This is a genomic window from Corallococcus terminator, from assembly GCF_003611635.1.
In the GTDB taxonomy this organism is placed as follows: domain Bacteria; phylum Myxococcota; class Myxococcia; order Myxococcales; family Myxococcaceae; genus Corallococcus; species Corallococcus terminator.
The window spans coordinates 23,902-49,510 of the sequence record NZ_RAVZ01000005.1 but is presented as its reverse complement, the minus strand read 5'-3'; the positions used below and the strand labels follow the sequence as shown (position 1 = coordinate 49,510).

Annotated in this window: 19 protein-coding genes; 7 read left to right on the top strand and 12 right to left on the bottom strand. The window is 68.6% G+C overall.

Going from position 1 to position 25,609, the window contains the following annotated elements; all coding sequences use genetic code 11:
• Positions 1 to 209: 209 nt before the first annotated feature.
• Positions 210 to 1,748, bottom strand: a complete 1,539-nt coding sequence (locus D7V88_RS01680) for an ice-binding family protein (RefSeq protein WP_208726057.1) — start codon at positions 1,746 to 1,748, stop codon at positions 210 to 212.
• A gap of 359 nt (positions 1,749 to 2,107) precedes the next feature.
• Here D7V88_RS01680 and D7V88_RS01675 point away from each other — a divergent pair, with 359 nt between their 5' ends.
• Positions 2,108 to 2,626, top strand: a complete 519-nt coding sequence (locus tag D7V88_RS01675; protein ID WP_120538824.1) for a GNAT family N-acetyltransferase — start codon at positions 2,108 to 2,110, stop codon at positions 2,624 to 2,626.
• Between the two features lie 154 nt (positions 2,627 to 2,780).
• Here D7V88_RS01675 and D7V88_RS01670 read toward each other — a convergent pair whose 3' ends face one another.
• From D7V88_RS01670 to D7V88_RS01655, 4 genes are all read right to left on the bottom strand, one after another.
• A complete protein-coding gene (locus D7V88_RS01670) occupies positions 2,781 to 5,552 on the bottom strand; it encodes a PQQ-dependent sugar dehydrogenase (RefSeq protein WP_120538823.1) in 2,772 nt (923 codons plus the stop codon).
• 120 nt (positions 5,553 to 5,672) lie between these two features.
• Entirely contained in the window at positions 5,673 to 6,221 is a 549-nt protein-coding gene (locus tag D7V88_RS01665) for a hypothetical protein (RefSeq protein ID WP_120538822.1), read from the bottom strand.
• A 51-nt stretch (positions 6,222 to 6,272) separates the two neighbouring features.
• Entirely contained in the window at positions 6,273 to 6,812 is a 540-nt protein-coding gene (locus D7V88_RS01660) for a hypothetical protein (protein ID WP_120538821.1), read from the bottom strand.
• Between the two features lie 145 nt (positions 6,813 to 6,957).
• Positions 6,958 to 8,256, bottom strand: a complete 1,299-nt coding sequence (locus tag D7V88_RS01655; RefSeq protein ID WP_120538820.1) for a citrate synthase family protein — start codon at positions 8,254 to 8,256, stop codon at positions 6,958 to 6,960.
• Positions 8,257 to 8,356: 100 nt separating this feature from the next.
• On the opposite strand from D7V88_RS01655, the gene D7V88_RS01650 reads away from it, so the two are divergent.
• Both D7V88_RS01650 and D7V88_RS01645 read left to right on the top strand, forming a co-directional pair.
• On the top strand, positions 8,357 to 9,136 hold the full coding sequence (locus D7V88_RS01650) for a class I SAM-dependent methyltransferase (protein ID WP_120538819.1): 780 nt from the start codon (positions 8,357 to 8,359) through the stop codon (positions 9,134 to 9,136).
• Between the two features lie 82 nt (positions 9,137 to 9,218).
• Complete coding sequence (locus D7V88_RS01645) at positions 9,219 to 10,562, top strand: alpha/beta hydrolase family protein (protein ID WP_120538818.1); 1,344 nt, start codon at positions 9,219 to 9,221, stop codon at positions 10,560 to 10,562.
• 1 nt (position 10,563) lies between these two features.
• Here D7V88_RS01645 and D7V88_RS01640 read toward each other — a convergent pair whose 3' ends face one another.
• The 3 genes from D7V88_RS01640 to D7V88_RS01630 form a co-directional block, all read right to left on the bottom strand.
• Positions 10,564 to 10,803 (bottom strand): hypothetical protein, encoded by a 240-nt coding sequence (locus tag D7V88_RS01640; RefSeq protein WP_120538817.1) that lies wholly within the window; start codon positions 10,801 to 10,803, stop codon positions 10,564 to 10,566.
• Positions 10,804 to 10,933: 130 nt separating this feature from the next.
• Entirely contained in the window at positions 10,934 to 11,962 is a 1,029-nt protein-coding gene (locus D7V88_RS01635; protein ID WP_120538816.1) for a prephenate dehydrogenase/arogenate dehydrogenase family protein, read from the bottom strand.
• A 137-nt stretch (positions 11,963 to 12,099) separates the two neighbouring features.
• The gene (locus D7V88_RS01630) at positions 12,100 to 13,605 is read right to left on the bottom strand and encodes a zinc metalloprotease (protein ID WP_120538815.1); all 1,506 of its coding nucleotides are present in this window, start codon (positions 13,603 to 13,605) and stop codon (positions 12,100 to 12,102) included.
• 172 nt (positions 13,606 to 13,777) lie between these two features.
• Here D7V88_RS01630 and D7V88_RS01625 point away from each other — a divergent pair, with 172 nt between their 5' ends.
• The gene (locus tag D7V88_RS01625; RefSeq protein ID WP_120538814.1) at positions 13,778 to 16,417 is read left to right on the top strand and encodes a DEAD/DEAH box helicase; all 2,640 of its coding nucleotides are present in this window, start codon (positions 13,778 to 13,780) and stop codon (positions 16,415 to 16,417) included.
• 100 nt (positions 16,418 to 16,517) lie between these two features.
• Here the strand turns inward: D7V88_RS01625 and D7V88_RS01620 are convergent, their stop codons facing one another.
• Together D7V88_RS01620 and D7V88_RS01615 are read right to left on the bottom strand one after the other, a co-directional pair.
• Complete coding sequence (locus tag D7V88_RS01620) at positions 16,518 to 17,759, bottom strand: zinc metalloprotease (RefSeq protein ID WP_120538813.1); 1,242 nt, start codon at positions 17,757 to 17,759, stop codon at positions 16,518 to 16,520.
• A 204-nt stretch (positions 17,760 to 17,963) separates the two neighbouring features.
• The gene (locus D7V88_RS01615) at positions 17,964 to 19,220 is read right to left on the bottom strand and encodes a hypothetical protein (RefSeq protein ID WP_120538812.1); all 1,257 of its coding nucleotides are present in this window, start codon (positions 19,218 to 19,220) and stop codon (positions 17,964 to 17,966) included.
• Between the two features lie 457 nt (positions 19,221 to 19,677).
• Here D7V88_RS01615 and fusA point away from each other — a divergent pair, with 457 nt between their 5' ends.
• A complete protein-coding gene (gene fusA, locus D7V88_RS01610; protein WP_120538811.1) occupies positions 19,678 to 21,783 on the top strand; it encodes an elongation factor G in 2,106 nt (701 codons plus the stop codon).
• 150 nt (positions 21,784 to 21,933) lie between these two features.
• Here fusA and D7V88_RS01605 read toward each other — a convergent pair whose 3' ends face one another.
• Both D7V88_RS01605 and D7V88_RS01600 read right to left on the bottom strand, forming a co-directional pair.
• Complete coding sequence (locus D7V88_RS01605; protein ID WP_120538810.1) at positions 21,934 to 22,776, bottom strand: SDR family oxidoreductase; 843 nt, start codon at positions 22,774 to 22,776, stop codon at positions 21,934 to 21,936.
• Positions 22,773 to 23,771: an aldo/keto reductase gene (locus D7V88_RS01600; protein ID WP_120538849.1), complete on the bottom strand. Its 999-nt coding sequence runs from the start codon at positions 23,769 to 23,771 to the stop codon at positions 22,773 to 22,775. Before D7V88_RS01600 ends, D7V88_RS01605 begins: the two co-directional genes overlap by 4 nt.
• A gap of 447 nt (positions 23,772 to 24,218) precedes the next feature.
• Here D7V88_RS01600 and D7V88_RS01595 point away from each other — a divergent pair, with 447 nt between their 5' ends.
• Positions 24,219 to 25,124, top strand: coding sequence for a LysR family transcriptional regulator (locus tag D7V88_RS01595; RefSeq protein ID WP_120538809.1), 906 nt, complete (start codon positions 24,219 to 24,221; stop codon positions 25,122 to 25,124).
• Between the two features lie 118 nt (positions 25,125 to 25,242).
• Complete coding sequence (locus tag D7V88_RS01590; RefSeq protein WP_120538808.1) at positions 25,243 to 25,602, top strand: ArsR/SmtB family transcription factor; 360 nt, start codon at positions 25,243 to 25,245, stop codon at positions 25,600 to 25,602.
• The last annotated feature ends 7 nt before the right edge of the window (positions 25,603 to 25,609 follow it).

Below are 25,609 nucleotides of genomic sequence, written 5' to 3'. Positions count from 1 at the left end.
GGGAGCCCGGTGGCGTGCCGGGCGGCACCGCACGTGTCCCTCAGGGCAAGCCGACAAGAACAAACGGGGCTGGACGGTGTGGCCCGTCCAGCCCCGCGCTTCACCTGCCTTGACGAGATCCGATCCCGTCGAGGAAGGGACCTGCCGTCAGTAGACGCTCAGGGTGGCGTCCGCTGGTTGGGGAAGTCGTCGACCCGCGGCGTGGTCAATTACTCGGTGACCTTGGGAGGGGGCTTCGTGCGGTGCTTGACGGTCAGGGTTGCCGTGGCCGGTTCCAGGTTGCTGCCCTTGTCGGTCTGGAGGGCGCCCCGCGGGATCTCATTGCAGTAGCTGCCCTCATTCTTCGCGGTCACATTCACGGTCACCGTGCAGAAGCCGTTGGCCGGAATCGAGCCTCTCTTCAGTGTCACCTCGTATGGGGTGGTCGTGACGACTCCGCCGCACGTGTTGGCGGCCGGGCCGGGGAGGGTCGTCAAACCGGCAGGCAGCGTATCGATGAGCGGCGCCGTCAGGGCCGCGGGCGTGCTGTTCGGGTTGGTCAGGGTGATGACCAGGGTCGAGGTGCCACCCTCTTTGATGGTGGAGGGGCTGAAGCACTTGGTGACCGTGGGCGCGGCAACGCCAGCACCGGGGGTGACAATCAGGAGCGCGACGGCGGGGGCCGCGTTGTTGCCCCTGGTCGTCCGCAGGGCGCCCGCGGGCAGGATGTTGACGAAGCGGCCGGCGACAGGGGAGGTCACGGGCACCGTCACGGTGCAGGAGCCGTTGGCCGGGATGAAGCCGCCAAGCAGCGTCACCGTGTTCGCGCTGGCCGTGACGAGCCCGCCGCACGTGGTGCTGCCCGTGCCGGCGACCGTCAAACCGGCAGCCAACGTATCAACGAGCGGCGCCGTCAGGAGGGCGATCGCCGGGTTGGGGTTGCTCAAGGTGATGGTCAAGTTCGAAGCGCCGCCCGCCGAGATGATGGAAGGGGTGAAGGCCTTGCTGAGGGTGGGAGAACCGGGGGGGACCGGCCCGCCACCCACATCGACGGTGATCGTGTTGGAGTCCAACGTGACCGCGCCATTCAGCGCCAGGGCTCTCCCGTTGACAGCCACGCTGGTCGTCACGGTGATGCTCGTGAGCGCGAGGATGTTCCCGGCGAAGGTGGAGTTCGTGCCGAGGGTCGCGGAGCTTCCCACCTGCCAGAAGACGTTGCGGGGCTGAGCGCCGTTGATCAGCAGGACGTTCGAATTGCTCCCCGTGATCAGGGTGCTCGCGGTCTTGAAGACCCAGACGGCATTGGGGTTACCCAGTGCATTGAGCGTGAGCGTTCCGTTGAGCGTGGCCGCGCCGGTTGCGAAGCAGTAGACGCCCGGCCCGAGCGTCAGCCCCCCAAGCTCCGAGGTCGGAAACGTGAAGTCGCACGCCTGCCCCGCCAGGTTGGCGTACGCCACCGCGGCGTCGTTCCGGGCCTGGGCCGCCGCCGCGTCCATCGCGTGAATCGTCCCGATGACGTTCCCAGGAGGGAAGCCTGTGATCGCGGTGCCCGGGCTGACACCCAGGTCCCCTGTGATGACGGTCGGACCGGTGTTGGTCACCGTTGTCGCACCCAGCACGGCGAAGCTCTGGGCCGTGCCCAGCGGCGGCGCGACGGCGATGGCTGCCTCGGAGACACCAGGCTCCTCCCCCTCACGCACCTCTTGAACACTGCCACAGGCGGGAAGGAGCGCCATGGCCCCGATAAGGGAAATCAATGTTGTGAACATGCGTCCAACCGCCCGCATTTGAATCTGGGGCTCTCTCATTCTTGCCTCTCCGTGTGGGTGATGGCTGCTTGGCTGGCAAGGATCTGGGGTGGAGAAGGTCAACCCACAATCGCCCAACAGGGCGTGTCACTGTGGCGCCGCCACCAGGGCAGAGGCCTCCGTGCCAGGTGGCTGCTCTGGCATGAGCAGTGACCTCACGGTGGGGGTCGGTGTTCTTTCAGCACATCCTGTGTATGCGTCCAGCCCGCGACGGGGACCCGGCCGATGTGGAGGGGGAGGAGACCGAGGAGGTGCGGGTCGTCCCTCGCGAGAATGAACGTGGTGGCGTGCGGAGCCGCACTGCATGCAGGCTGCGGATCATGACCCAGGCTTTCGAGCACCTGACCACCGAACGGCTGCGACTGCGCGCCGTTCACGCGAGCGACGTGGAGGCGGTGTTCGCCCTCCATGGGGATCCGGAGACGAACCGCTACACTGTCTCCGGGCACATGCGCTCGCTGGACGCCGCGAAGACGCAACTGGCCGTGTGGCTGGGCGACTGGTCGGACCGGGGGCTCGGGTACTGGGTGGTGGAGCGGATCGACGACCCGGGAGTGCTCGTGGGCTTCGGCGGCTTGCGCCACAAGGTGCTCGAAGGCCAGCAGGTGTTGAACCTCGCCTACCGCTTCGCTCCGAAGGCGTGGGGCTCCGGGTATGCGACGGAGCTGGCCCGGGCCTCCCTGGCCCTGGCCCGCGAACACCTGCCGGAAACCCCCGTCGTGGCCGTCATCCACCCGGAGAACGAGGCCTCCATTCGTGTCGCGACGCGGCTCGGGATGAGGCTCGACCGCATCATCGACTACGAAGGCGTCCCCAGCAGGCTGTACGTGCCCGCCTGAGCCTGGCGCCGTGACCGCCGTTCCGCGCCCGCTACAGCGTGTGTCGCAACAACGGCCGAGCGCGAAGGCGGGGGGCGTCGAAAGACACGAAGCCCGGTGACCCTCGTGGGGACACCGGGCTTCAGGTCCAGCCAGGGCTCAAGCCCGCCTGCGACTACTCCGCGCGCGCCCGCTTCCGCCGGAACGCCAGCGCGGCGAGTGCCAGCCACGCGAGCGGCGCCACCGGGGCCGCGCCGCAGCCGCAGCCGGATTCATCTTCCACGGGCGGAGGCTTCTGGGCCCCGGCGTCCGGAGTGCCAGCGTCCGAGCCCATGCCTGCGTCCGAGCCCATGCCCGCGTCCGAGTCGGTGCCCGCGTCAGGCTGCGCCGTTTCACACGGCGCGTCCCCGACGCACACCGTCACCTGCTGTTCGGCTCGCGCTCCGGCGGTGTCCACCACGACGAACCGCACGGTGTGCAGGCCCGTCGGGAGTCCGGTGGTGTCCCAGCGGTTGTGTTCGCCGCCGAAGTGGAAGTGATTGTCGGACCGGATGTCCGTGTAGAACTCGACGCCGTCCACGAAGAACTCGGCGCGCGTGCAGCCCACGTCGTCCACGCAGTCGCCGAAGAACTCCGCCATGGCGCCGGACACGCGCTCGCCCTCGGTGGGCCGCGTGAGGATGGCGCGCGGCGGCTCATCCAGCTTCACCGTGAGGGTGAAGTTCTGGTCCGCGTTCGGTACCACGCCATTGCTCGCGCGCACGGTCACGTCGAAGGTGCCCGCCGCGGAGGGCGTCCAGGTGATGAGGCCGGTGGTCGCGTCCAGGGCCATGCCCGGAGGCACCGTGCCCACCAGCGCGTAGGTCGGCGCCGGACGGCCCACGGCCTCCACGTCATACGGGTAGGCGACGCCCACCACGGCGGACAGGCCGGGCGTGGAGGTGATGGAGGGGGGGAGCGGTTCGTCATCCGCCTCCACCGCCTCCAGGGAGCGCGCATCCTGGCCCGGGATGGCGAGCGTGATGGTGGCGACGCCGTCCACGTTGTCCGCGTCCGCCGCGGCCCGCAGCGTGACGTTCTTGGGCGTGGCCCAGTCGGAGGTGGTGAAGCTCAGCGTGGCCCCGGCGTCCACGGTGATGTCCTCGTCGCCCTGGGTGCGCGCCACGGTGACGGTGACATTCGACGAGGGCTGCTGGGAGAGCGACACGCCGAACGTCGCGGTGCCGGCCTCGGGGACGATCAACCGCGTGGTGGACAGCACCAGCCGGGCAGCGTTGTTGTCGATGGTGGTGGCCACCACGGACTCATCTGAAAGGCCCGCCGCCGACACCACGAAGGTGGCCGTGTCCGCGACCGCGTCCGCGTCCTCCGCCGCCACGAGCGTGACGACCTGGGGCACGCTCCAGTTCGTCGGGGAGAAGGTGAGGGGCGTGCTGCTCGCGATGCTCAGGTCCTCGGAGCCGCCCAGGGCCCGCGTCACCTGCACCGTCACGGACGCGGTGGGCGCCTGGGAGAGCCGCACGGTGAAGGCCGCGCGCCCACCCTCCACGAGGCGCAGGTTGAGCGAGGTCACGACCAGCTTCTGCGCGGACGAACTCGGCGTGATCCGGCGCACGACGCCATTGGTGTAGCCGAGCGCGTAGAGCGCTCCGTCCGGGCCCACGGACATGTCCACGTTGGAGTTGAAGCTCGAACCCCACGCGTCCACCGTCGCCACGGAGTCGTCCCCGCCGAGCGTGACGCGGGTCACCTGCGCGGAGTTGAAGTCGCCGAAGAAGAAGTTGCCGCGGTACTCCGGCGGGAAGAGGGTGGCGTCATAGAAGGTGCCGCCGGTGATGGAGCCGCCCAGGGCCTGCGTCTGCGCGGTGCCCCCGCCGCTGCTCGCGTCGGGCAGCCCCGGCTGGGCCACGGTGAAGGTGGTGGTATTGGGCGCGTTGGCCGCGCTGGCGACGTAGAAGTCGCCGTTGAAGCTCGCGTCGCCCACGCCTTCGAAGGTGATGCGCTCGCCCTTGCGGAAGCCATGCGAGTTGGTGGTGGTGAAGGTGGTGACGCCCCCGGTGCGCACGGCGCCTCCCGTGGCGATCAGGTTGCGCGTGTCCGTCCCGTTGGTGCGGTACTTGATGACGGGGGTGATGTAGTTGTTTCCGACGGGCTGGTTGTTCTCGTAGTCGTTGTAGCCGGCGTGGCTGCGTGCGGCCGCGACGAAGATCTGCTCGTAGCCCGTGCCCACGGTGTTGACCCACAGGTTGCCGGTGGTGGGCTGGAAGGTGAGGGTGAACGGATTGCGGAAGCCGCGCGCCCAGATGTATTCGTTGTTGGGACCCACGCCGTCGTTGAACGGGTTGTCGTTGGCGGGCGTGCCGTCCAGGTTGGCGCGGCTCACCTTGGAGGCCATCGACGTGAGGTCCGCGTCCACGCCCGTGCCGTTGCCCAGGTCGCCAATGGCCCAGTACAGCTTGCCGTCCGGGCCGAAGCCGATGCCGCCGCCATCATGGTTGTTGCCCGTGGTGGGCAGGTTGCGGACGACCTCCGTGCGCGCGATGCCGGTGCCGTTGGAGTCCGTGTAGCGGACGATGCGCTGCTCGGAGGCGGAGACGGTGACGAAGAAGTAGACGTAGCGGTTGACCACGTAGTTCGGGTCGAACGCGATGCCGATGAGGCCACACTCGCTGTTGGTGTGGACGGTGGGCTCTGTGGCGAACACGCGGGTCACCAGGCTGCCCGCCTGCGTCTCCAGGACGCCGTCCTTCATCGCCACCGTCCGGATGGTGCCGTTCTTGAGGGTGACGAACAGCCGGCCCGAACCATCCGGAGCCCACGCCATGCCGGTGGCGGGGGTCAGCGTGTTGGACGAATAGTTCGTTTCGGTGAAGCCGCCAGGCACCGTGGCCCAGGCCGGTGCGCTCAGCAGCAGGGACAACAGGGATGCAACGAGGGGGGATCGCATGGCCTGCGAAGCTACCGCACGGGCCGTGGGCGTTCAGTCCCTCATCCGCGTGAAGTCACCCTGTGGCTGCATCTTCGCGGGCTTTTTCCAGCCCCGCTGCCGGAGCCTGGAACACGAGCGCTATCTGTATGCCTTGTAGGTGCGCCTGAAGACACAGGCGGGGCCGTTCTCCTCGCTCGTGTAGGTGGACACCTCGTAGGTGCCGCGGAGGGTCACGGGCGTGGCGTCCGTTTCGGGAGAGGGCGACACGTCGGCCTTCAAGCTGACGTGGTACCAGGTCTTGTCCGTGACGTCGTGGCTGCCACCGAGCAGGAACGTCAGGTCCGGCGCGCCGTAGTAGTAGCCCGACAGGTCGACGCCGTTGAGCGTGGCGGTGAGCTCCGTGTTCGCGTAGCTCAACTCGAGCGGCCCCCTGGGCAGCGTCACGTTCATCGCCTTGCAGCCGTCCGGAAGCGGCGAGGCGTCGTCGAACGCGAGCTGGTAGCTGCCTGCGATGGCGCAGCCCTTCTCACACGTCGGCTCCGCGGGGGACGAACTGGAGCCACTGCCGCAGCCGGGATTGCCCATCCCGCTTCCCATGGTCATCAGGGCGGTCGCCAGCAGGACGGGGATGCGAAGGACGGGGACGAACTTCGAAGGGCGGGAGGACAGCGGGGAGTGCGTGGGCATGCGCGCAGCATAGCCCCACCCATGAACGGGCAAGCGCCGAGTGGATGCGTACTACCGGGCCGCCATCATGACCTGACCGAGCTTCCGCACGCTCTCTGAGAAGGGACCCCGGGCGAGTTCCTGGCCGGAGGTGTTCAGCACCCGGGCGAAGACCTGTTCGAAGCCCTTCTTCAGGCCCATGGACTGGTGGGGTTCACCCTTGGTGTCCGCGACCATGTAGAGCGACGACTCCAGTTCGGGGGGAGGGGCTTCGCCCTTCTTGCGGAACAGCTCGCGCATCTCGCTGATCGACTCGTCGTGGCCCTTGCGGATCTTCTTCTGGGCCATGCCCTTGAAGAGGCCCGGCACGTCGCGCAGGTCCACGTGGACGACGACGATGGGCTTCTCGGCGCGCATCTCATAGATGAACTGGTAGGCGTGCTTACGGAGCTCTTCCTGGGTGCCTCGGTTGGTGTACAGCACCAGCGTGGGGCGGCCCTGTCCGATGGGGACCTCCTGACCGAACACATCCTTGGAGTCGGAGTCAGAGGCGCTGGCGGGGAGGGCGGCCAACAGTCCCAGGAGGCACGTGAGCAGTGCGGTCATCTTCATGCGGTGGGTCCTTTGAAAGAGTGGCATCAATGGCTCCCATCAACCGCGAGAATCCCGCACCGCATCCCGACTACTTTCGGCGGTCCGCGCCGCACTCCCACCCAGCGACCCCTGTGTCCCTGCGCGTGCCTGTCCGCCTGCCGGTTCAGGAGGAGGGTGGACCCACGTAGCGGGCCCTGGGACGCAGCAGGTGGCCCTGTTCGCGCTGCTCCAGGATGTGCGCCACCCAGCCCGCCGAGCGCCCCACCGCGAACACCGCGGAGGCCGCTCCCGCCGGCAGCCCCAGGGCCTTCGCCAGCATCACCAGCCCGACCTCCATCGACGGCGCGGGGTGTCCTGCCTTCCGCATCACCTCCAGCACCGCGGACGCCACGCGGACCCCGGGCGCGTCTGGCTTCAGCTCCCGCGCGGCTTGAATCAGGCAGGGCGTCCGGGGGTCTCCCGCTGGATACAGGCGGTGCCCGAAGCCCGGCACCAGCGCTCCGGTGCGCAGGCGCGCGAACACCGCGTCCCTTGCATGCTCCGGCGCACCGACCTCCCGGAGCAGCGTCTCCACGCGGTCGCAGGCGCCGCCATGCCAGGCGCCGGAGAGCGCCGCCATTCCCGCGCCCACGCAGGCGTACAGGTCCGAACCGGACGAAGCCGTCACCCTCGCGGCGAACGTCGACACGTTCAGTTCGTGATCCGCGCACAGCACCAGCGCCTGGTCCAACGCCGCCTGGGCCCGGGGCGAGGCCACGTCCCACGCCACCGCCAGGGAGGCCGCCACGCTCTTCGCCCGCAGGGCTTGCGTCACGCGCGCCGGGGCCCGCGCCACGCACACCCAGGCCGCAAGCTGTCGCAGCAGGCTCCGGGCCCGCTCCAGCTCCTGCTCCGGGGGCGCCGCGAAGCGCACCGTGTCCCGTGTCGCCATCAGGGAGACCAGGGTCGCCAGCACCTTCGCGGGCGGGGTCCCCTTCGGCAGGAGCTTCGCCAGCGTCGCGGGAGGGAAGGGCACCCGGGGCGCGCGCCACCTCGTTGCTCCGGGCTCTGGCAGCGTGCCCGACCACAGCAGCTCCGCGACGTCCTCGAAGGACCGGCCCTCCGTCGCCAGCACCACCGCCGAATGGGTTCCCCGGTACGCAAGTCCCCGCGGCTCCACCCGCGACACGGCGGAGTCGATGACGGGCTCGCCCCACCGCAGCGCCCCGGCCGCCACCGCCGCGTGCCCCGCCCTCGCGTCGTGGCGCGTCTTCAGCCGCTCCACATCCGCGCGCGAGTAACGGTTCTCCTTCGAATCGTGCACCGGAAAGCACCGCACCAGTCCCCGGCTCACGTAGGTGTACAGCGTCGCGCGCTTCACGCGGAGCAGCGCTGCCGCGTCCCGCGCCGACATCAGCTCCTCCTCGCGCTCAGGTCGATGGTCGAATCGAGATTGAGAGCGTCCACCCCGACGTCTATCCATGCTCCCTCCACCTTCTGGCGGGTGAGTGTCGACGCGGCCCGGGTCGCTGTCGATGTGTCAGCCCACCGGAAGGCCCGGAACCCAACCGAGGAGGACCCCCATGCAGGTGGACTTTGGCCGCACGTCTGAAGACTACGCACGGCATCGCGCCGGCTTTCCAGAGGCCTTCTTCGAGCGGCTCGTCCGTGAGGGTGTCGTCCGCCCCGGGGTTCGCGTGCTCGACCTGGGCGCGGGGACGGGCACCCTGGCCCGGGGACTGGCGAAGCGCGGAGGCGTGGTCACCGCGCTGGATGTCTCCGCTTCCATGCTGGAGTCCGCCCGACAGCTCGCCACCTCCGAAGGTCTGTCCATCGACTTCCGGGTGGCCCCGGCGGAGGCGACCGGGCTTGCCTCGAACGCCTTCGAGCTCGTCACCGCCGGCACGTGCTGGCATTGGTTCGACCGCGCCGCCGCGGCCCGGGAGGCCTGGCGGGTGCTGGCTCCGGGCGGCCGGCTGGTCATCGCGCACTTCGACTGGCTGCCCCTGCCGGGCAACGCGGTGGAGGTCGTCCACGCCCTCATCGACACCTTCAATCCCTCCCAGGTCGCGCCCTACGTCAGCTTCGGCCATGACGTCGGCATCTATCCCCGGTGGTTCCACGATGTGGCCACGGCGGGCTTCACCGCGCTGGAGTCCTTCTCCTTCGACACCGTCGTCCACTACTCCCACGAAGCGTGGAGGGGCCGCGTGCGTGCCAGCGCCAAGGTGGGGGCGGCGCTCCCCGCCGACGAGGCGGCTCGCTTCGAACTCGCGCACGCCCAGCTCCTCGCGGAGCGCTTCCCGGAGGAGCCCCTGGCGATTCCCCATCGCGTCTTCGCGCTCCTGGCCACCCGGCCCTGACGAGGGGGCACGTGACGGGTGACAGGAAATGAGGCCCCCGGTGTTCGACCCACCAGCACCCGATTGCTGGAGGTCGAAGACCATGGGCAGTTCACTGGACCGTCGCACCCTCATCCAAGCCAGCCTGGGGCTGACGGGAGGCCTCGCGCTCCTCCGGGGCACGCCGGCCCTCGCCGCGCGCCCGCCGTCTGTCTCCGCTGCCGCTTCGCCCCAGGAGGAACCGCGCCCCTGGTACGAGCTGGGAATGATGGAGGACCCCATCATGGACAGCCAACTGCTCCACTTCCTGGCCGCGACCTACAGCGCCCAGGCGGACATTGGCGAGGTGCTGGACACCGCGCGCCGCATCGTCCCGGGAGATGACTGGAGCTGGCCCAACGAGTGGGTCCGCACCGCCGACCGCATCCGCACCATGGGCGACGCGAGCCTGTTCCGGCGTCATGCCATCAGCGCCGGCAATGCCTACCTGCGCGCCGCCAACTACTACCGCGCCGCGCTCATCCACCACCCCGAACCGGGCGACCCGAGCGTGCTCGCCACCGGGCGCAAGGCGGTGGACGCGTACAACAAGGCCCTCACGCTGCTCAAGATTCCCGGGGTCGCGGTGCGCATCCCCTATGAAGGCACGACGCTGCCCGGCTACTTCTTCCGCGCCCCGAACTCGCGGAGCCTCGCGCCCCTGCTCATCTTCCAGCAGGGCCGCGACGCCTGGCCGGAGGAGTCCAAGTATGTCATTGATGCGGCGCTGGCGCGGGGCTACCACTGCCTCATCGTGCATGCGCCCGGACAGGGCATGGCCATCCGCGAGCAGGGACTGCCCTTCCGGCCCGACTGGGAGCAGGTCATCCGGCCGGTGGTGGACTTCGCCCTGTGCATCGCGGGCGTGGACTCACGGCGGATCGCCTTGCTGGGGTGGAGCATGGGTGGTGCGCTGGTGCCACGTGCCGCGGCCTTCGAGCGGCGCATCAAGCTGCTCATCCCCAATCCCGGCGTGCTGAACTGGGGCGCGTCCTCCTTCGAGCAGTTCAACATGTACTTCCCGGAGCTGATGCCGCTGCTGGACAGCGACCCCCAGGCCTTCGATGCGGGCATGGCCCAGCTCATGGCGCAGGTGTTCCTGTTCCGCTGGTACATGAAGGACTCGATGAACAAGCACGGCGCCAGTTCGCCGTCGGACCTGCTCTTCAAGCTGCGGGAGTTCAACAACGAGCCCGTCGTCCACCGCATCCGCTGCCGCACGCTGGTGATGGACGGCACCGCCGAGGCCTTCTCCCAGGGACAGGCGCGGCTGCTCTTCGACGCCTTGAACTGCCCGAAGGACTACCTGCTCTTCACCCAGGAGGACACCGGCCTGCTGCACTGCCAGGAAGCGGCGCAGGCCGTGGCCAACCACCGGATGTTCGACTGGCTGGACGAATACATCTGAGTCAGTCCACCCATTTGCTGGATCCACCGACCATCACGAAGTCCGCCTCCTCGTGCGTGGAGAACGCCCGGTCGTGGCGCTCCAGGTAGTGCTTCAGCCGCCTGCGCAGGTCTTCCTCCATGAGCATGTCCATGACCCCGGTCAGGTAGCCGTCCGGGGTCCGCATCCACGTTTGGAGGAGTCCACAGACCAGCGCGTACTCTTGCCCCCGCAGGGACTGCTGTTCCAGCCAGCGCTTCATCTCTGCCGCGTCCTGTTGCTGGCGCTGGGTCGTCCGCGCATGGCGCTTCCGGTCCGAGCGGCGCCGGGCCTTTTCACCGTACTGGACCGCGGGAGGGCTCGGAGGCCGTCGTGCCATGGCGACGCGCAGGCTACCCGACGCCCGGCGCTTCGACGATGATCCGGAAGAGGGCCTCCACCTCCTCCGGGTCCAATCCCAATTCCTTCGCCCAGGCCCGGCGCGTGGCGAACAGCGCCTTCGTCCCAGCGGGCTCCTCGGGGGCGTGGGCGCGGCTCTGACGGCGGGCCAGCTCGCTGCGGCGGGCCAGCAGTTCCACCAACTCCCGGTCGAGCTGATCGATGTGTTCGCGCGTCTCCCGGGGCTCCGGCGGCCCGGACGCGAGCCCCGGCAGCGCCATGCCCTCCGTCTGCCGCGCGCTGGCCACGGCGGGCAGGGCCGCCAGGTCGCGGTGGATGGCCTGAAGCGCTTCGAGCAGGCGCTCCCGCGCTTGCGTCGCGAAGCGGTTCTCCTGCTGGATGGCGGTGAAGAGGTGGCCCGCGTCCGAGCGGACCGTCTCGATGGTGCGCGAGAGCGCCTTGAAGCTGGCCGGCGCGAAGGGCACGTCCACGGCCACCCCCGAATCCACCATCCCCTTGGCCACGAAGAACGTGAGCGCGTGGGTCTCCGCCATCACCCGGTCGTGCCCCTCCGGCGTCTGTTCGATGACCTCACAGCCCAGCGCCTCGTAGAACCGCCGCGCGCGCGGGGCCGCGTCCGGATGCAGCGGGTTGGGGCAGACGACGACCCGCATGGGCCGCTCCGCCATCGCCAGGCTCAAGGGGCCAAAGAGCGGATGCGTGCCCACCCAGGGCGCCTGCGCCCCCAGCACCTGCTTCATCGCCTCCACCGGCTTCACCTTCACGCTGCCCACGTCCAGCACCAGGTGCTCCGGCCGAAGGTGGGGCTTGAGCGCCAGCAGCACCTCCCGCATCTGGGGCACCGGCACCGCCACCACCACCAGCTCCGCCCCCTCCAGCAGCTCCGGCACCGAGCCGGCCCGAATCGCCTCCGGCAGCGCGGCCCCCGGGTCCATCGCCCGGTAGCCCAGGTCCGCCGCCTCCAGCAGCGCTCCCAGCGCACGTCCAAACCGTCCGTATCCCACGAGGGCGATTTTCGGCATTTTGTAAGTTTACATCACTGGCGGCGCGGGGCGGTATGTCCTGGAGGGTAGGGCGGCGGGAGAAAGCAGGACCGCCGGGCTCCTGTTCGAAAGGGACCCGGCGGCGGGAACTGCGCTTCAGTGAAGGGGGAGGCGGACTATCGGCCGCCGCGCGCCTGGGACTCGGTGATGCAGGCCTCGGTCTTCTCCGGGACGACGAAGAAGGGCTCCGAGCGGGCCAGGCCCTGGGTGTTGCCCAGCCAGCCGTCGCCGATGCTGCCCGCGCCGTCGTACACGAGTGCCGTCCAGTCGTTCTGCGACGCGGCGTAGACGTCCGTCTTGTCTCCGTCGCCGTTGAGGTCCTGGGCGACGTACGCGTTCAGGATGGCGCCGTTGTTGTTGAAGTCGAGGTTGGCGCTCGCGGTGCCGCTGACGAAGGTGTTGTTGATGCGCACGCCGTAGTGGGCCAGGTCCGCCTCGGTGGTGGGGCTCAGGGGCGCGAAGGCGTAGACCTCGTTGACGGACGACTCGTACACGGTGCCGATGCGCAGGCGCGAGTAGTCGAGCACGCCGTTCACGTTGTCCACGCGCAGGCCGCCCAACTGGTAGCTGTAGCTCATCAAGCTCAGGTAGTTGGGCTTGTAGTTCGCGTTCTCGTTGCCGCCATGCATCAGGCCGATGTTGTGCCCCAGCTCGTGCATGAGGGTGCCGGCCTGCTGCTGCTCCGTGCCACCGGGGGTGCCCCAGTTGCCCAGCGTCATGATGAAGTCGTGCCCGGGGATGCCGCGCGAGATGCCGCTGGAGCCGCCCCCGTCGTAGTGGTCCGCCACCAGCAGGTAGTGGAAGAACGGCGCGCGGCGCGCGTTGAAGTACTTCGCCTTGATGACGTCGAAGTCCGGCCACACCGGGTTCAGGTCCAGGTCCACGTCGGCCGCGGCGATCTGCTGATCCGCCACCAGGTGCAGCGCGATGCCGGTGGAGCCGTCCGGGTTCGTCACCGGCGCGGCGGCGAAGGCGGCCGTCACGCGATCCAGCGCGCCCTGCGTGGGCTTGAGGCCGGGGTAGTAGTCCATCTCCACGAAGAGGTCCTTCTTCCTCGGGTCCGCGCCGAAGTAGCGCAGGTCCACGCCGCCGTAGCCGAACAGCTCCGCGCTGTCGCTGATGCGGTCCCCGTCCGTGTCGGAGTTGTAGGGATTGGTCTTGTACTTGAGCTCCGCCGCGTCACAGACGCCGTCCCCGTCGGAGTCGACGGCGTTCGTCGCGCACAGGTAGACGGGCTGGACGAGGGAGACGTCGTAGGACTGTCCGTCCTGCGTCACCTGCTCGTATTTGGGCCGGTGGTAGACGTTCACGGAGCGGTAGCCCGTGCGGCTGATGAGGAGCCGGGTGGCTTCCTGTCCGGAGGCCACGGTGATGATCTGCACGTTGGCGTCGCCATGGCGGTTGCCATAGGCGTCGAAGACATAGAAGCCTTCCGTGTCCGTCTTCTGGAAGGTGGGATTGCTGCCACAGCCCGTGCCGGAGCAGAGGCCGGACGCGACCGTCACCGTCACGTCCTGGACGGGACTGCCCGTCGCCGCGTCGTAGACGTAGCCGTAGACACAACCGTTCAGACCGATGAGGGCCATGGAGGCCGTCAGCAGATTCTTGTGAAACATGGACATGGAAGTCCCCCTCGAAGGAGTCAAGGGCTGGGCGCTTCTCGCCAGCCGGGACATCTACGAAGGCCGGAATAAATATTCCTCACCCACCCTGACAATTTGTCCCGGGGCTCCGGGCCTGCTTCCTGCACACGGAGCTATCCCTGGGGGCCGGCAGTGCGTATCAACGGGGTTCGTGCGAACGCCCACCGACCGCTACCTGCCGCCCCGAACGTCGTCCCCTTCCGTGTCGTCCTCACGCGGGCGGGTGGTGGTCATCGCGCCCACGCGCGCCGCGTGCGAGACCATCGAACTGGCGATGGGCCTTCGGATGAAGACCTACCTGGAGGAGCACCACGGGGAGCGCCTGCGCGCGCTGGCCCGGAGCGGGGAGGGCTTCGGCATCGTGGCGGGGACCGGGACGGGCAAGACGTTGGCCATCCGCACCATCGCGGAGGAGGTGCTGGACCGACGTCCTCTGACGGTGGCCGTGGTCAACCGCGAGCGCGAGGCTTCGGCGGAGACGTCCCTGTGTGACGTCCTCATCGTCACCACCGGCATCGCGCGCCGGTGGTTCCAGGACGGCGCCATCCGGCGCGACGACACGCTCATCGTCGATGAAATCCATCAGACGTCCGCGGAGCTGGAGCTGTGTCTGGCCCTGGGCAAGCGCGTGGGCTGCCGCTTCGTGTGGTTGTCCGCCACGGTGGACCCGGCCTTCTACGCGTCCTACCTGGGCAGCGCGGACGTGCTGCGCGTGACGACGTTCGACCCCGCGAAGGCGGCCCGGGTCATCGTCGAGCACCGGCAGTCGCGCGCGTTCCTGGACGACGCGTTCTTCCGGGACGTGCGCAAGGGGGAGCGCGGGGTAGGCGTGTTCCTGGCCACGCGCGCGGCGGTGGAGGAGACCGCGTCCAGCGTGCGCGACCGCTTCCCGGACCTGCACGCCGCGCACTACCACGGTGGGGAACCGCTGCGCGCCATCCGCCCCTTCCTGGAGGGCACCACGCCCCGGCCCTTCCTGCTCGCGATGACGGCGGCCGGCCAGAGCGCGCTCAACGTGCCGGGGCTGGACACCGTCGTCATCGAGGACGTGCGCTTCACGACCCGGGTGGAGGGCGGGCGCAACGTGCTGGTGCGCGTGCACCTGGGCAACAACGAACTGTTGCAGATGGCCGGACGCGTGCACGGACGGGTGGAGGGCGGGCGCGTCTTCATCCTCAGCGACCGGGCCGTCCACTTCGCGTCGCTCAAGCCCACCGAGCCGGAGTTCCAGCTCGCGGGCGAGCCGGAGCGGGTGGCGCTCACCGCCGCCGCGCTGGGCGTGTGGGCGGATGAGTTGGATCTGCCGGTGCCGTTGGACAAGGTGGCCTACCGCCGCGCGCTGACGAAGTTGCAGGCGCGGCACATCGTGGATGCGCAGGGGCGGCTGACGGACTACGGACGCGCGGTGGAGGCGCTGCCGGTGGACCGTCCGTGGGCGGAGCTCATCGTCAACGCGGACGAGGCGCTGATTCCCTTCCTCGCGGTGTGCAGCAGCATTGATTCGCTGCACCGCATGACGCGCGAGGAGAGAAACCTGGAGGGGGTGCTCGTCGCCGGAAGCGACCACCTGACCGCCTACAACCTGTACGCGGAGGCCTTCCGCGCGGCGGGCGCGATGGGGGAGGCGCACGGGCTGCCGCGCCACGTCTTCGATGCGGAGCGGCTGCTGGCCTGGGCGGACTCGCGCGGCGTGCTGGTGAAGGCGGTGGAGGACGCGGCGCTCGCGCTGTCGAGCGTGTACCGCAGCGTGGGCCTGCCGCTGCCCGGACAGATGCCCTTCGCGAACACGCGCATCCACCAGCGCTTCTGCGACCTGCTCGCGCGCTACATGCCCTTCGACCTGGTCATCGACGAGCGCACCGCCTGGGGCGACGCCGCGCGGGTGTCCAAGTCGAGCGTGTGCGGCGACCAGGGCGCGGTGGCGGGCGTGCTGCGCTACTTCGCGGACCGCAATGGCAACTCGCAGGCCGGCATCGACGGCACCCAGCTTCCCCTGTCGCTCTTGCGCAAGTACGCCCAGCGCAACGCGGCCACGCCCGTGTATGACCCGCGCGCCCGCGCGCTCGTGTTCGAACAGCAACTGGACTACTTCGGCTTCGAGCTGTCGCACGAGGAGCAGGTGCTGCGCGCCTGGGGTCCGGAGCTGACGGTGCTGGCCCGTCACGCGCTCGCGGAGGCGCTGGCCCGGGGGGAGGCCGCACACCCGGCGGTGGACAGCCACCGCGTCTCCATCGCCCAGGCCCGCGAGCTGTGGCGCCGCTCGGGGGGGCGGACGCCGAGGCTGGGGCTGCCGGAGCTCACCGCGTACTACGAAGCCCAGTTGGACGGCGTGGATTCCATGGAGGACTTCCGCGACCGCATGCTGTTCTTCAACCTGGACCGGTTCGCCTCCCCGGAGACGCGGGAGGCGCTCCTGGCGCTGCCGGACACGGCCTCCGTGCGCGAACAGGACGTCCCGCTGGAGTACGACGTGGAGACGGACGCGGAAGGAGCGGCCCGAGGCGCGGTGTGGCTGCACCTGCCGGAGAAGCTGGCGCGCACGCTGGTGGTGGAGGAGCTGCCCGTGCTCGACCGTCCTGCCCGCTTCTGCGTGGCGCGGGGGCGGCGCGGGATGGTCCGCGCGGAGTCCCTGCTGGAGTTGCAGGAGATGCTCGACAGGCCGTGGATGCCGGACGAAGTGGCCGAAGCGGGTCGGGTGCGGCCCACGCCCGGACGGCGGGTCTGGCCGGAGGAGTCGGGGACCGCGCATGGGAAGCGCAAGGGCCCCGGCCGGCGCAGGCGCCGGTATTGAGTTCCGGCGTCGCGTCCGGGACTGGAGACACGACCGCCGGGCCCACCCGTGAAGGAGGACCCGGCGGCGGAATGCGACGGTTCAGCGGGGACGGCAGTGATTACCGGGCGTCACGCTCGGGAACGGTGAGGCAGGGCTCCATCTTCTCCGGGGCGACGAGGAACAGGTCCTGGCGGCCCAGGTCCTGGGTGAGGCCCGACGTGGCGAAGCCAATCTGCCCGCCGCCGTCATACGCGAGCGCCAGCCAGTCGTTCTGCGACGCGGGGAACACGTTGGCGACGCCGTTGCGGTTGAAGTCCCGGCTATAGGTCGCGGCCTCGATGCCCCCGTTGTTGTTGAAGTCGATGTTGGTGCTCGCGTTGCCCGTGACCTGGGCGTCGTTGAAGCGAAGCCCGCTGATCTTCGCGAGGTCCGCCTCGGTCGTCGGGGCGACGGGCGCGAACCCGGAGACCTCGTTGACGCTCAGCTCGTTGAAGGAGGCCACCTGCACGCGCGAGTAGTCGAGCACGTTGTTCAGGCCGCCAATGCCGAAGCCATAGAACTGGTACTCGTAGTTCATGATGCTCAGGTAGTTGGGCTTGAAGTTGGCGTCGTCGGTGCCGCCGTGGCGCAGGCCGATGTTGTGCCCCAGCTCGTGCATCACGGTGCCGGCCAGTTGCAGCTCCGTGATGCCGGCGGCGAAGCCCAGCGTCACCACGAAGTCATGCGCGGGGATGCCGCGCGAGATGCCGCTGGAGTTGCCGCCGGCGTACCGGTGCGCGAACAGCATGTAGTGGAAGTAGGGCGCGCGGTTCGCGGCGAAGTACTTCCCCTTGATGACGTCGAAGTCCGTCCACACCGGGTTCAGGTCCAGGTCCGCGTCCGCCGCGGCGATCTGCTGGTCCACCACGATGTGCAGCGTGATGCCCGTGGAGCCATCCGGGTTGGACACTGGCGCCTTGGAGAAGGCCGTGATGACACGGTTCAGCATCGCCTGGGTCGGCTGCTGCCCCGGGTAGTAGTCCGCCTCGATGAAGATGTCCTTCCTGCGCGCGTTCGCGCCGAGCGCCGTCAGATCCAGGCCGCCGCCGAAGCCGAACGACTCCGCGTAGTCGTTGAGCCGGTCCCCGTCCGTGTCGGGGTTGTTGGGGTTGGTGCCCAGCAGTGTCTCCACGAGGTTGCAGACGCCGTCGCCATCCGAGTCCAGCGCGCCCGCGCAGGCGGGGATCGGCAGCGGGATGGCCAATTCCATGCCCTGCTGGGTGATGACCGGTTCCTCCTCCGGGAGGTCGGCGCCGCCACAACCGTTCAATCCGAGGAGTGCCACGGAAGCGGTCAGCAGGGTCTGATGAAGCTTGGACATGTGAATCCCTTTGTTCGCAAAGGATTGGCTTCGCGCCAATCACCCTATTCTTGAGATTCACCGGCTTTTACGGATCTTCTTTTCTCGCCTGACTGATTTGGTTTGAGGGAATCAGGCATTGATTGCCGTGGACGCGGAAACCGCCGGGTCCCCCTGAAGGAGGGCCCGGCGGCGGTATGCGACTTTCAGCAGGGGAGGTAGCGACTACCGGGCGAGGAACTGCTCCGAGGTGAGGCAGGACTCCACCTTCTCCGGGACGACGAGGAACGCTTCCTCGCGCTCCAGCGTCCGGGAGGTGCCCAGCGCGGCGTCGCCAATCTGCCCGGCGCCGTCGTACCTCAGGGCCAGCCAGTCGTGCTGCGACGCGGGGAACACGTTGGTGGCGGTCCCGCTGCGGTTGAAGTCCCGGGCGTAGGCGGCGGTCTGGATGCTGCCATTGGCGTTGAAGTCGAGGTTGGCGCTCGCGGTGCCGCTGACCTGGACGCTGTTGAAGCGAAGCCCGCCGATGAGGGCGAGGTCCGCCTCGGTGGTGGGGGCGACGGGGGCGAAGGCGGAGACTTCATTGACAGCCGCTTCGCTGAAGGAGGCGACGCGCACGCGCGAATAGTCGAACACGTTGTTCACGCCGCCAATGCGGAAGCCATACACCTGATACTCGTAGTTCATGATGCTCAGGTAGTTGGGCTTGTAATTGCTGTCATCGTTCCCGCCGTGGCGCAGGCCGATGTTGTGCCCCAGCTCGTGCATGATGGTGCCGGCCTGCTGCAACTCCGTGCCGCCCGGCGTGGACCAGCCGCCCAGCGTCACCAGGAAGTCGTGCGCGGGGATGCCGCGCGAGATGCCGCTGGAGGTGCCCCCGCTGTAGGTGTTCGCGAACACCATGTAGTGGAAGAACGGCGCGCGGTTGGCGGCGAAGTACTTCGTCTTGATGCGGTCGAAGTCCGTCCACACGGGGTTCAGGTCCGCGTCCGCGTCCGCCGTGGCGATCTGCTGATCCAACGCCAGGTGCAGCGTGATGCCCGTGGAGCCGTCCGGGTTGGGCACCGGGGCGGTGGCGAAGGCGGCAATCACCCGGTCCAGCGCGCCCTGCGTGGGCTTGCGGTTCGCGTAGTAGTCCGCCTCGATGAAGACGTCCTTCCTGCGCGGGTTCGCGCCCAGCGCGGGCAGGTTCACGCCGCCGGAGCCGAACAGCTCCGCGTAATCGCTGAGCCGGTCGCCGTCCGTGTCGGAGCTGTTGGGGTTGGTGCCGTAGTCGGCCTCCGCCGCGTCGCAGATGCCGTCGCCGTCCGCGTCCGGTGCGCCCGGCGCGCACACGACGGCGAGCTGGAGCGCTGAAGCCCGGGCCTCCGTCACCTCCGGGGCGGGGCCGTCCGTCGTCGCGTCCAGCGGGTCGCCGCCGCACCCGTTCAAGCCGATGAGCGTCATGGAAGCCGTCAGCAAGGTCTTGTGGAACCTGGGCATACCCATCCTTTGGGATTCAAGGGTTGAGGGTGCCAAGGAAAACAGGTTTTCCTCATTGGTGACAGGATTGACAAGGTCGGGTTGGGCGGTTACTTATGAATCATCATGAGGCCCGTCTTCTCACATGCCCTGCCGACCCTGAGCGCCTTCGCGCCGGCGGCGGACGTGCGCCTCGCCCCCCGTCACGAGGTTCTGCTCGATATTTGAGCAGGCGGACCGGTGTATTCCGGTGCGCGGGGTGGCTGGTTCCCGTGTGCCGTGAGTCCCGTCTCCGCCCGATGACTCCCGTGGTGCCTTCGTGTGTCCTCACGCGTTCCTGAGCGGGCCTGACGTGCCCCTCCGGAGTGTCGCGCGTGCGTGCGCCTGAAGGCCCGCGTCGCCTCATTCCTTTCATTCGACCAGTGCTTCCAGAACCCAACCCGCGGGCCTCGCTGCCCGACGGGATCAGGAGACTTCCATGTCCCGCACCACTCGCATCGAGCGCTACCGCAACATCGGCATCATGGCCCACATCGACGCGGGCAAGACGACGCTCACCGAGCGCGTCCTCTTCTTCACCGGCCGCATCCACTCCATGGGCGAGGTGCATTCCGGCTCCACGGAGATGGACTGGATGCCGGAGGAGAAGAAGCGCGGCATCACCATCACCTCCGCGGCCACCACCGCGTTCTGGGAACCCCGACATGGGCGCGCCGCGGGCGCGCTCCACCGCATCAACATCATCGACACGCCGGGCCACGTGGACTTCACCATCGAGGTGGAGCGGTCGCTGCGCGTGCTCGACGGCGCGGTGGCGGTGTTCGACGCGAGCCAGGGCGTGGAGCCCCAGTCGGAGGCGGTGTGGCGTCAGGCGGACCGCTACGGCGTGCCGCGCATCGCGTTCATCAACAAGATGGACAAGGTGGGCGCGGACTTCGCCATGAGCGTGAAGTCGCTGGAGGAGAAACTGGGCGCGAACCCGGTGGCCGTGCAGTGGCCCCTGGGCGACGGCGCGGAGTTCCACGGCCTCGTGGACCTGGTGCGCATGCGTGCCGTCCGCTTCGACGGTGAGGAGGGCCGGTTCGACGACGACGCTCCCGTGACGGGGGCGCTGCTGGAGGAGGTGCTGCCCTTGCGCCTGCGCCTCATCGAGGCGTGCGCGGACGTGGACGCCACGGTGCTGGAGAAGTTCGTGGAAGGGCGGTTGGAGGACATCACCGCGGAGGACCTGGAGCGCGCGCTGCGCTCGGGCACCCTCGCGCGAACGCTGGTGCCGGTGCTGTGCGGGTCGGCCTTCAAGAAGAAGGGAGTGCAGATGTTGCTGGACGCTGTCGTCAACTACCTGCCCGCGCCGTCGGACCTCGCTTCCGTGGAGGGCTGTCTGCCGGGCACCGAAGAGAAGGTGTCCCGTCCCGTGTCCGACACGGCGCCCCCCGCGGCCCTGGCGTTCAAACTGATGAGCGACAAGTCCGTGGGCGGCATCGTGTTCCTGCGCGTGTACTCCGGCACGTTGAGGGCCGGTACCGTCCTGCTCAATCCCGCCACCGGTCGCAAGGAGCGGGTGGGCCGCCTGATGTTCATGCACGCCAACCGCCGCGAGGAGGTGGCGGAGGTGCACGCGGGTGACCTCTGCGCGGTGCTCGGCCTCAAGGGCGTGCGGACGGGCGACACGCTGTGCGACCCGGACGCGCCGGTGATGTTGGAGGCGTTGGGGGTGATGGAGCCGGTGGTGCAGCTCGCCGTGGAGGCGCGCTCACCCGGGGAGTTGCCGAAGCTGGAGGAGGGACTGCGGAGGCTGGCGGCGGAGGATCCGTCGCTGCGCGTGGGTGTGGATCCGGAGAGCGGCCAGGTGCTGCTGTCCGGCATGGGTGAGCTTCACCTGGAGGTCATCGTGGAACGACTGAAGACGGAGTTCGGCGTGGAGGCGCGCGTGGGACAGCCCAAGGTGGCCTACCGCGACACGCTCCGGAGCGCGGTGCGTCAGACGTACCGCCATGTCCGTCAGACTGGCGGGCCCGGACAGTTCGCGTGCGTGGTGCTGGACGTGGGGCCGGCGCCGCGAGGCGCGGGGCTCATCTTCGTGGACGACACGAAGGGCGGCATCATCGCCAGGGAGCTGATTCCCGCGATCGAGAAGGGCGTGGCGGGTGCCATGGCGCGAGGCCTGCGCGACGGCGTGCCGCTGGTGGACGTGGAGGTGCGGCTGGTGGATGGGGACATGCACATGAAGGACTCCACCCCGCAGGCGTTCGCCATCGCGGGCTCGATGGCGCTCCAGGAGGCGGCGAGGCGCGCGGGGCTCCTGGGCCTGGAGCCGGTGATGGAGGTGGAGGTCACCACGCCGGAGGCGTTCCTGGGCGACGTGCTGGGCGACCTGTCGTCGCGGCGGGGCAGGGTGCTGGGCATGGAGGCGAAGGGCCCTGCGCGGAGCGTGTCAGCGCGCGTGCCCATGGCGAGCCTCTTCGGTTACGTGACGGCGCTGCGCGGCCGCACGCAGGGACGCGCCCAGGCCAGCATGCGCCTGGGGACGTACGAGCCGGTGCCCGAAGCGCTCCAGGCGTCCGTGTCCGAAGCGCGGGCGTGAGGTGAAAATGGCGGCCCCGGGATCCGATGTCAGGGTCCCGGGGTCGTGGTGCGGCTGGCCCTTGCGATACAGGGACCCGGCCCTGTCACCCGGACGTGCTTCTTGGGGTTCTGCTGCCGGAGCGCTTCGGTGAACCCGTTCACACCAAACTCAGCCCTGTTGTAGGGCGAGCGATGAGGACAGCTTGCGGTGGGCGTCGGCCTGTTCAAGGAGGAGCCTGGCCTTGGCTTCGAAGGTCTGCACGGCGTCCGCACCTGCGGCGAAGCGCGCAGGCGGCGCATCGATTCCAGCGAGCTGAACGATGGCGTCGGCGAGTTTGGCCGGATCTCCCCCCTGCTTGCCATCCATGCTGTTCCAGGCCGCGACGGTCTCCCGGGTGCGCTCCGCGTAGTCGTCGATGGAGGGCCTGGCGTAGGTGGTGGAGCCCGCGGTGAGCAGTTCGGTGCGGAAGAAGCCAGGCTCGACGAGCATCGTGCGGATGCCGAAGGGGGCGATCTCAGGCGTGAGGGATTCGACCCAGCCTTCGAGGCCGAACTTCGCGGCGGCGTACGCCGTGCAGAACGCTCCGCCGACGATACCGGCGGTCGAGGAGATGGTGAGCAGCAGGCCGGAGCGTTGCTTGCGCATCGTCGGCAGCACGGCGCGGGTGACATTCATCGGGCCGAACAGCAGCGTCTCGATCTGGTTGCGGACCTGCTCGGAGCTGAGTTCCTCGAAGAAGCCGGCGTAGAAGTTGCCCGCGTTGTTGACCAGTACGTCAAGCCGACCGAACTTTCCGAGGGCGGTCTCGACCGCGACCTGGGCGTCCTCGGGACGGGTGACGTCGAGCTTGAGGGCCAGCAGGTCGTCGTGGTCGCCAATCGCCGCCTTGACCTTCGCGGGGTCGCGGCCGGTGGCGACAACGGCATGGCCGGCAGCAAGTGCTGCCTTGGCGATGTCGACGCCCAGCCCCCGGCCAGCGCCGGTGATGAGCCAGACTTTCTTGTCAGTCATGGGGTGTTCCTCTTTTCTTCGTCAACGGCGCGCATCTGCATTTCATTCATGCGGCCACCGTGCACTTCGAGTCTCGACAGTGCTGTGTGGATCTCGCGAAGGTCCGCTGGCGTCAGTTGCACACGGACCGCGGCCAGGTTCTCCTCCAGGTGGTTCAATCTGCGCGTGCCTGGAATCGGGACGATCCACGGCTTCTGCGCGAGGAGCCATGCCAGGGAGATCTGGGCGGGCGTGGCATGCTTCTGGATCGCGAAGCCCTTGAGGAAATCGACGAACGGGGCGTTGGCCGCCAGGTTCTCGGGACGGAAGCGGTCAAACCCGGACCGCAGGTCTGTCTTGGGGTCGAACCGTGTCTGGGCATTCAGGGTCCCGGGCAGATAACCCATTCCGAGCGGGCCCCACGGAACGAAGCCGATCCCCAGTTCCTCGCATGTGGCGAGCACGCCGTTTCGTTCGGGGTCTCGCTCCATGAGCGAGTATTCGGTCTGGACCGCAGCCACCGGCTGAACGGCATGTGCTCGGCGGATCGTTCGCGCACTCGCCTCGGAGAGGCCGAAGTGCAGGACCTTTCCCTCGGCGATCAACTCCTTGATCGCACCCGCCACGTCCTCGATGGGTACGCTCGGATCAACCCGGTGCTGGTAGTAGAGATCGATGCGGTCGGTCCTGAGGCGCTTGAGCGAACCTTCGACCACCTTCTTGATGTGCTCAGGGCGGCTGTTCAGCCCTGGGGGACCTTCAAGATTGAAGCCGAACTTGGTGGCGATCACGACCTTGTCGCGAATGGGCGCGAGCGCCTCTCCGACAAGGTCTTCACTCGTGTAGGGGCCGTAGACCTCGGCCGTATCGAAGAACGTGACGCCCTTCTCATGGGCGGAACGAATGACCTGGATGCCCTGGCTTCGGTCGGCGGGCGGGCCGTAGTTGGCACTGATGCTCATGCATCCATGCCCCAGCTCCGAGACCTCGAGGCCGCCGAGCTTTCGCGTCCTCATCTTGCTCTCCCTTCCCGCCAGCTCGCGGGTGTTCTCCGTGGGCTGACGGGAGGATGTGGCGCAGGCCCATGAGCCAACCGCCAGACCTGCCCCGATCATGGCACTGCTCGCCAGGAGCTCACGGCGACCGAGGGCTGGACGCTCCTGGGGGGACGTGTCCGCTGTCTGCTGGTTCTTCTTCATCGAGGGTCCCTTTCGTTCCCGTGCTGCCAACGAGCGCGTTGGAGCGACACCTGTAGAGATAGGCGCCGGTTCCCCAACGGACTAGACGCGACGGTGTGTACGGGCTGTTAAGCCCAACTCGACAATCCGCCTCGGACCCCGAGGTAGCTTCGCGTGCCTTCGAGAGGGCGGCCGGGCAAGCGCCCTGGCTCAGCCCCCTGAAGGGGCGGGCAGGTGCGTTCGGATAGAAGTGAGTCAGACGCGGTCATCGAAGGTGGGGCACTGATGAACACGGTTCCATTCCCACAGCTCCAGGCGTTTCTGTCCGTGGCGCGCCATCGGAGCTTCAGCGGCGCGGCGAACGAGCTGAGCGTCTCCAGATCCGCCGTGAGCCAGGCGGTGAAGCAGCTTGAGGAGCAACTGCGCGTGGTGCTGTTCACGCGCACGACCCGCAGCGTGGCGCTGACGGATGCGGGGAGGCGCCTCGTGGAGGAGGCGGGCCCGGGGCTCCGTCAACTGGAGGCGGCCCTGACCACCGCGTCCGCCCAGCCGGGCGAGGCGGTGGGCCGGTTGCGCCTGTCGACCCCCCAGATGGCGGTGCCCTTCGTCATCACACCCGTGCTTCCCGCCTTCCGCGAGCGACACCCGCGAGTGGAGGTGGAGGTCGTCGTCGAGGACCGCTTCGTGGACATCGTGGCGGAGGGCTACGACGCGGGCGTGCGGCTGACCGAAGCCATCGAGCGCGACATGGTGCAGGTGCGTCTCACCGAGGCCTTCCGCTTCGTGGTGGTGGGCGCCCCCAGCTACCTCGAACGCCACGGGACGCCCCAGAAGCCCGAGGACCTCCTGCGCCACGAATGCATCGCCTACCGTTCGCAGACGAGCGGGACGATCTACGCCTGGGAGTTGGAGCGCGGCCGCAGGAACTGGCGCGTGCCGGTGCGCGGGGGCGTCGTCACCAACGACGGCCACGTGATGCTGTCCCTGGCCGAGGCAGGCGCCGGGCTCACGTACGCATTCGAACCACAGGTGCAGGAGCAACTGCGCACCGGACGGCTGAAGGTGGTGCTCGAGGCGTACGCGCCCACCGTTCCCGGACTCTTCCTCTACTTCCCCAGCCGCGCGCGGCGCTCCGGGCCACTGCGCCTCTTCGTCGAAGCGGCACGTGAGCTGTCCATCAAGGCCGTGTGAAGTCCCTTGCGGACACGCTCTAGACGCGGCCCCGGTCTTTGAGCTCCAAGCCCACGGCGAGCACGGCCTGGCGCCTCCCCCTTGCATTCCGCCAGATCGCGCGACAATACTGCACCACATGGTTCAGCATCCAGGTGCCCGCCTCAATGCCTCGTTCGCCGCGCTCTCGGACGCGACCCGACGCGGCATCCTGGAGCAGCTCGGACGTTCAGACGCTTCGATCACGGACCTCGCCGAGAAGTTCCACATGACCCTCACGGGCATGAAGAAGCACGTCGGCGTCTTGGAGCAGGCCGGGCTCGTCGCCACCATGAAGGTCGGGCGCGTGCGGACCTGCAAGCTCGGGCCACTCCAACTGGAAGAAGAGACGGCGTGGCTCGAGAGGTACCGCCAGCTCTGGGCCTCACGCTTCGATGAGTTAGACAAGGTTGTCGAGGAACTGAAACAAAAGGAGAAGGTCAATGGACGCAAGAAGTGAGAGTGAA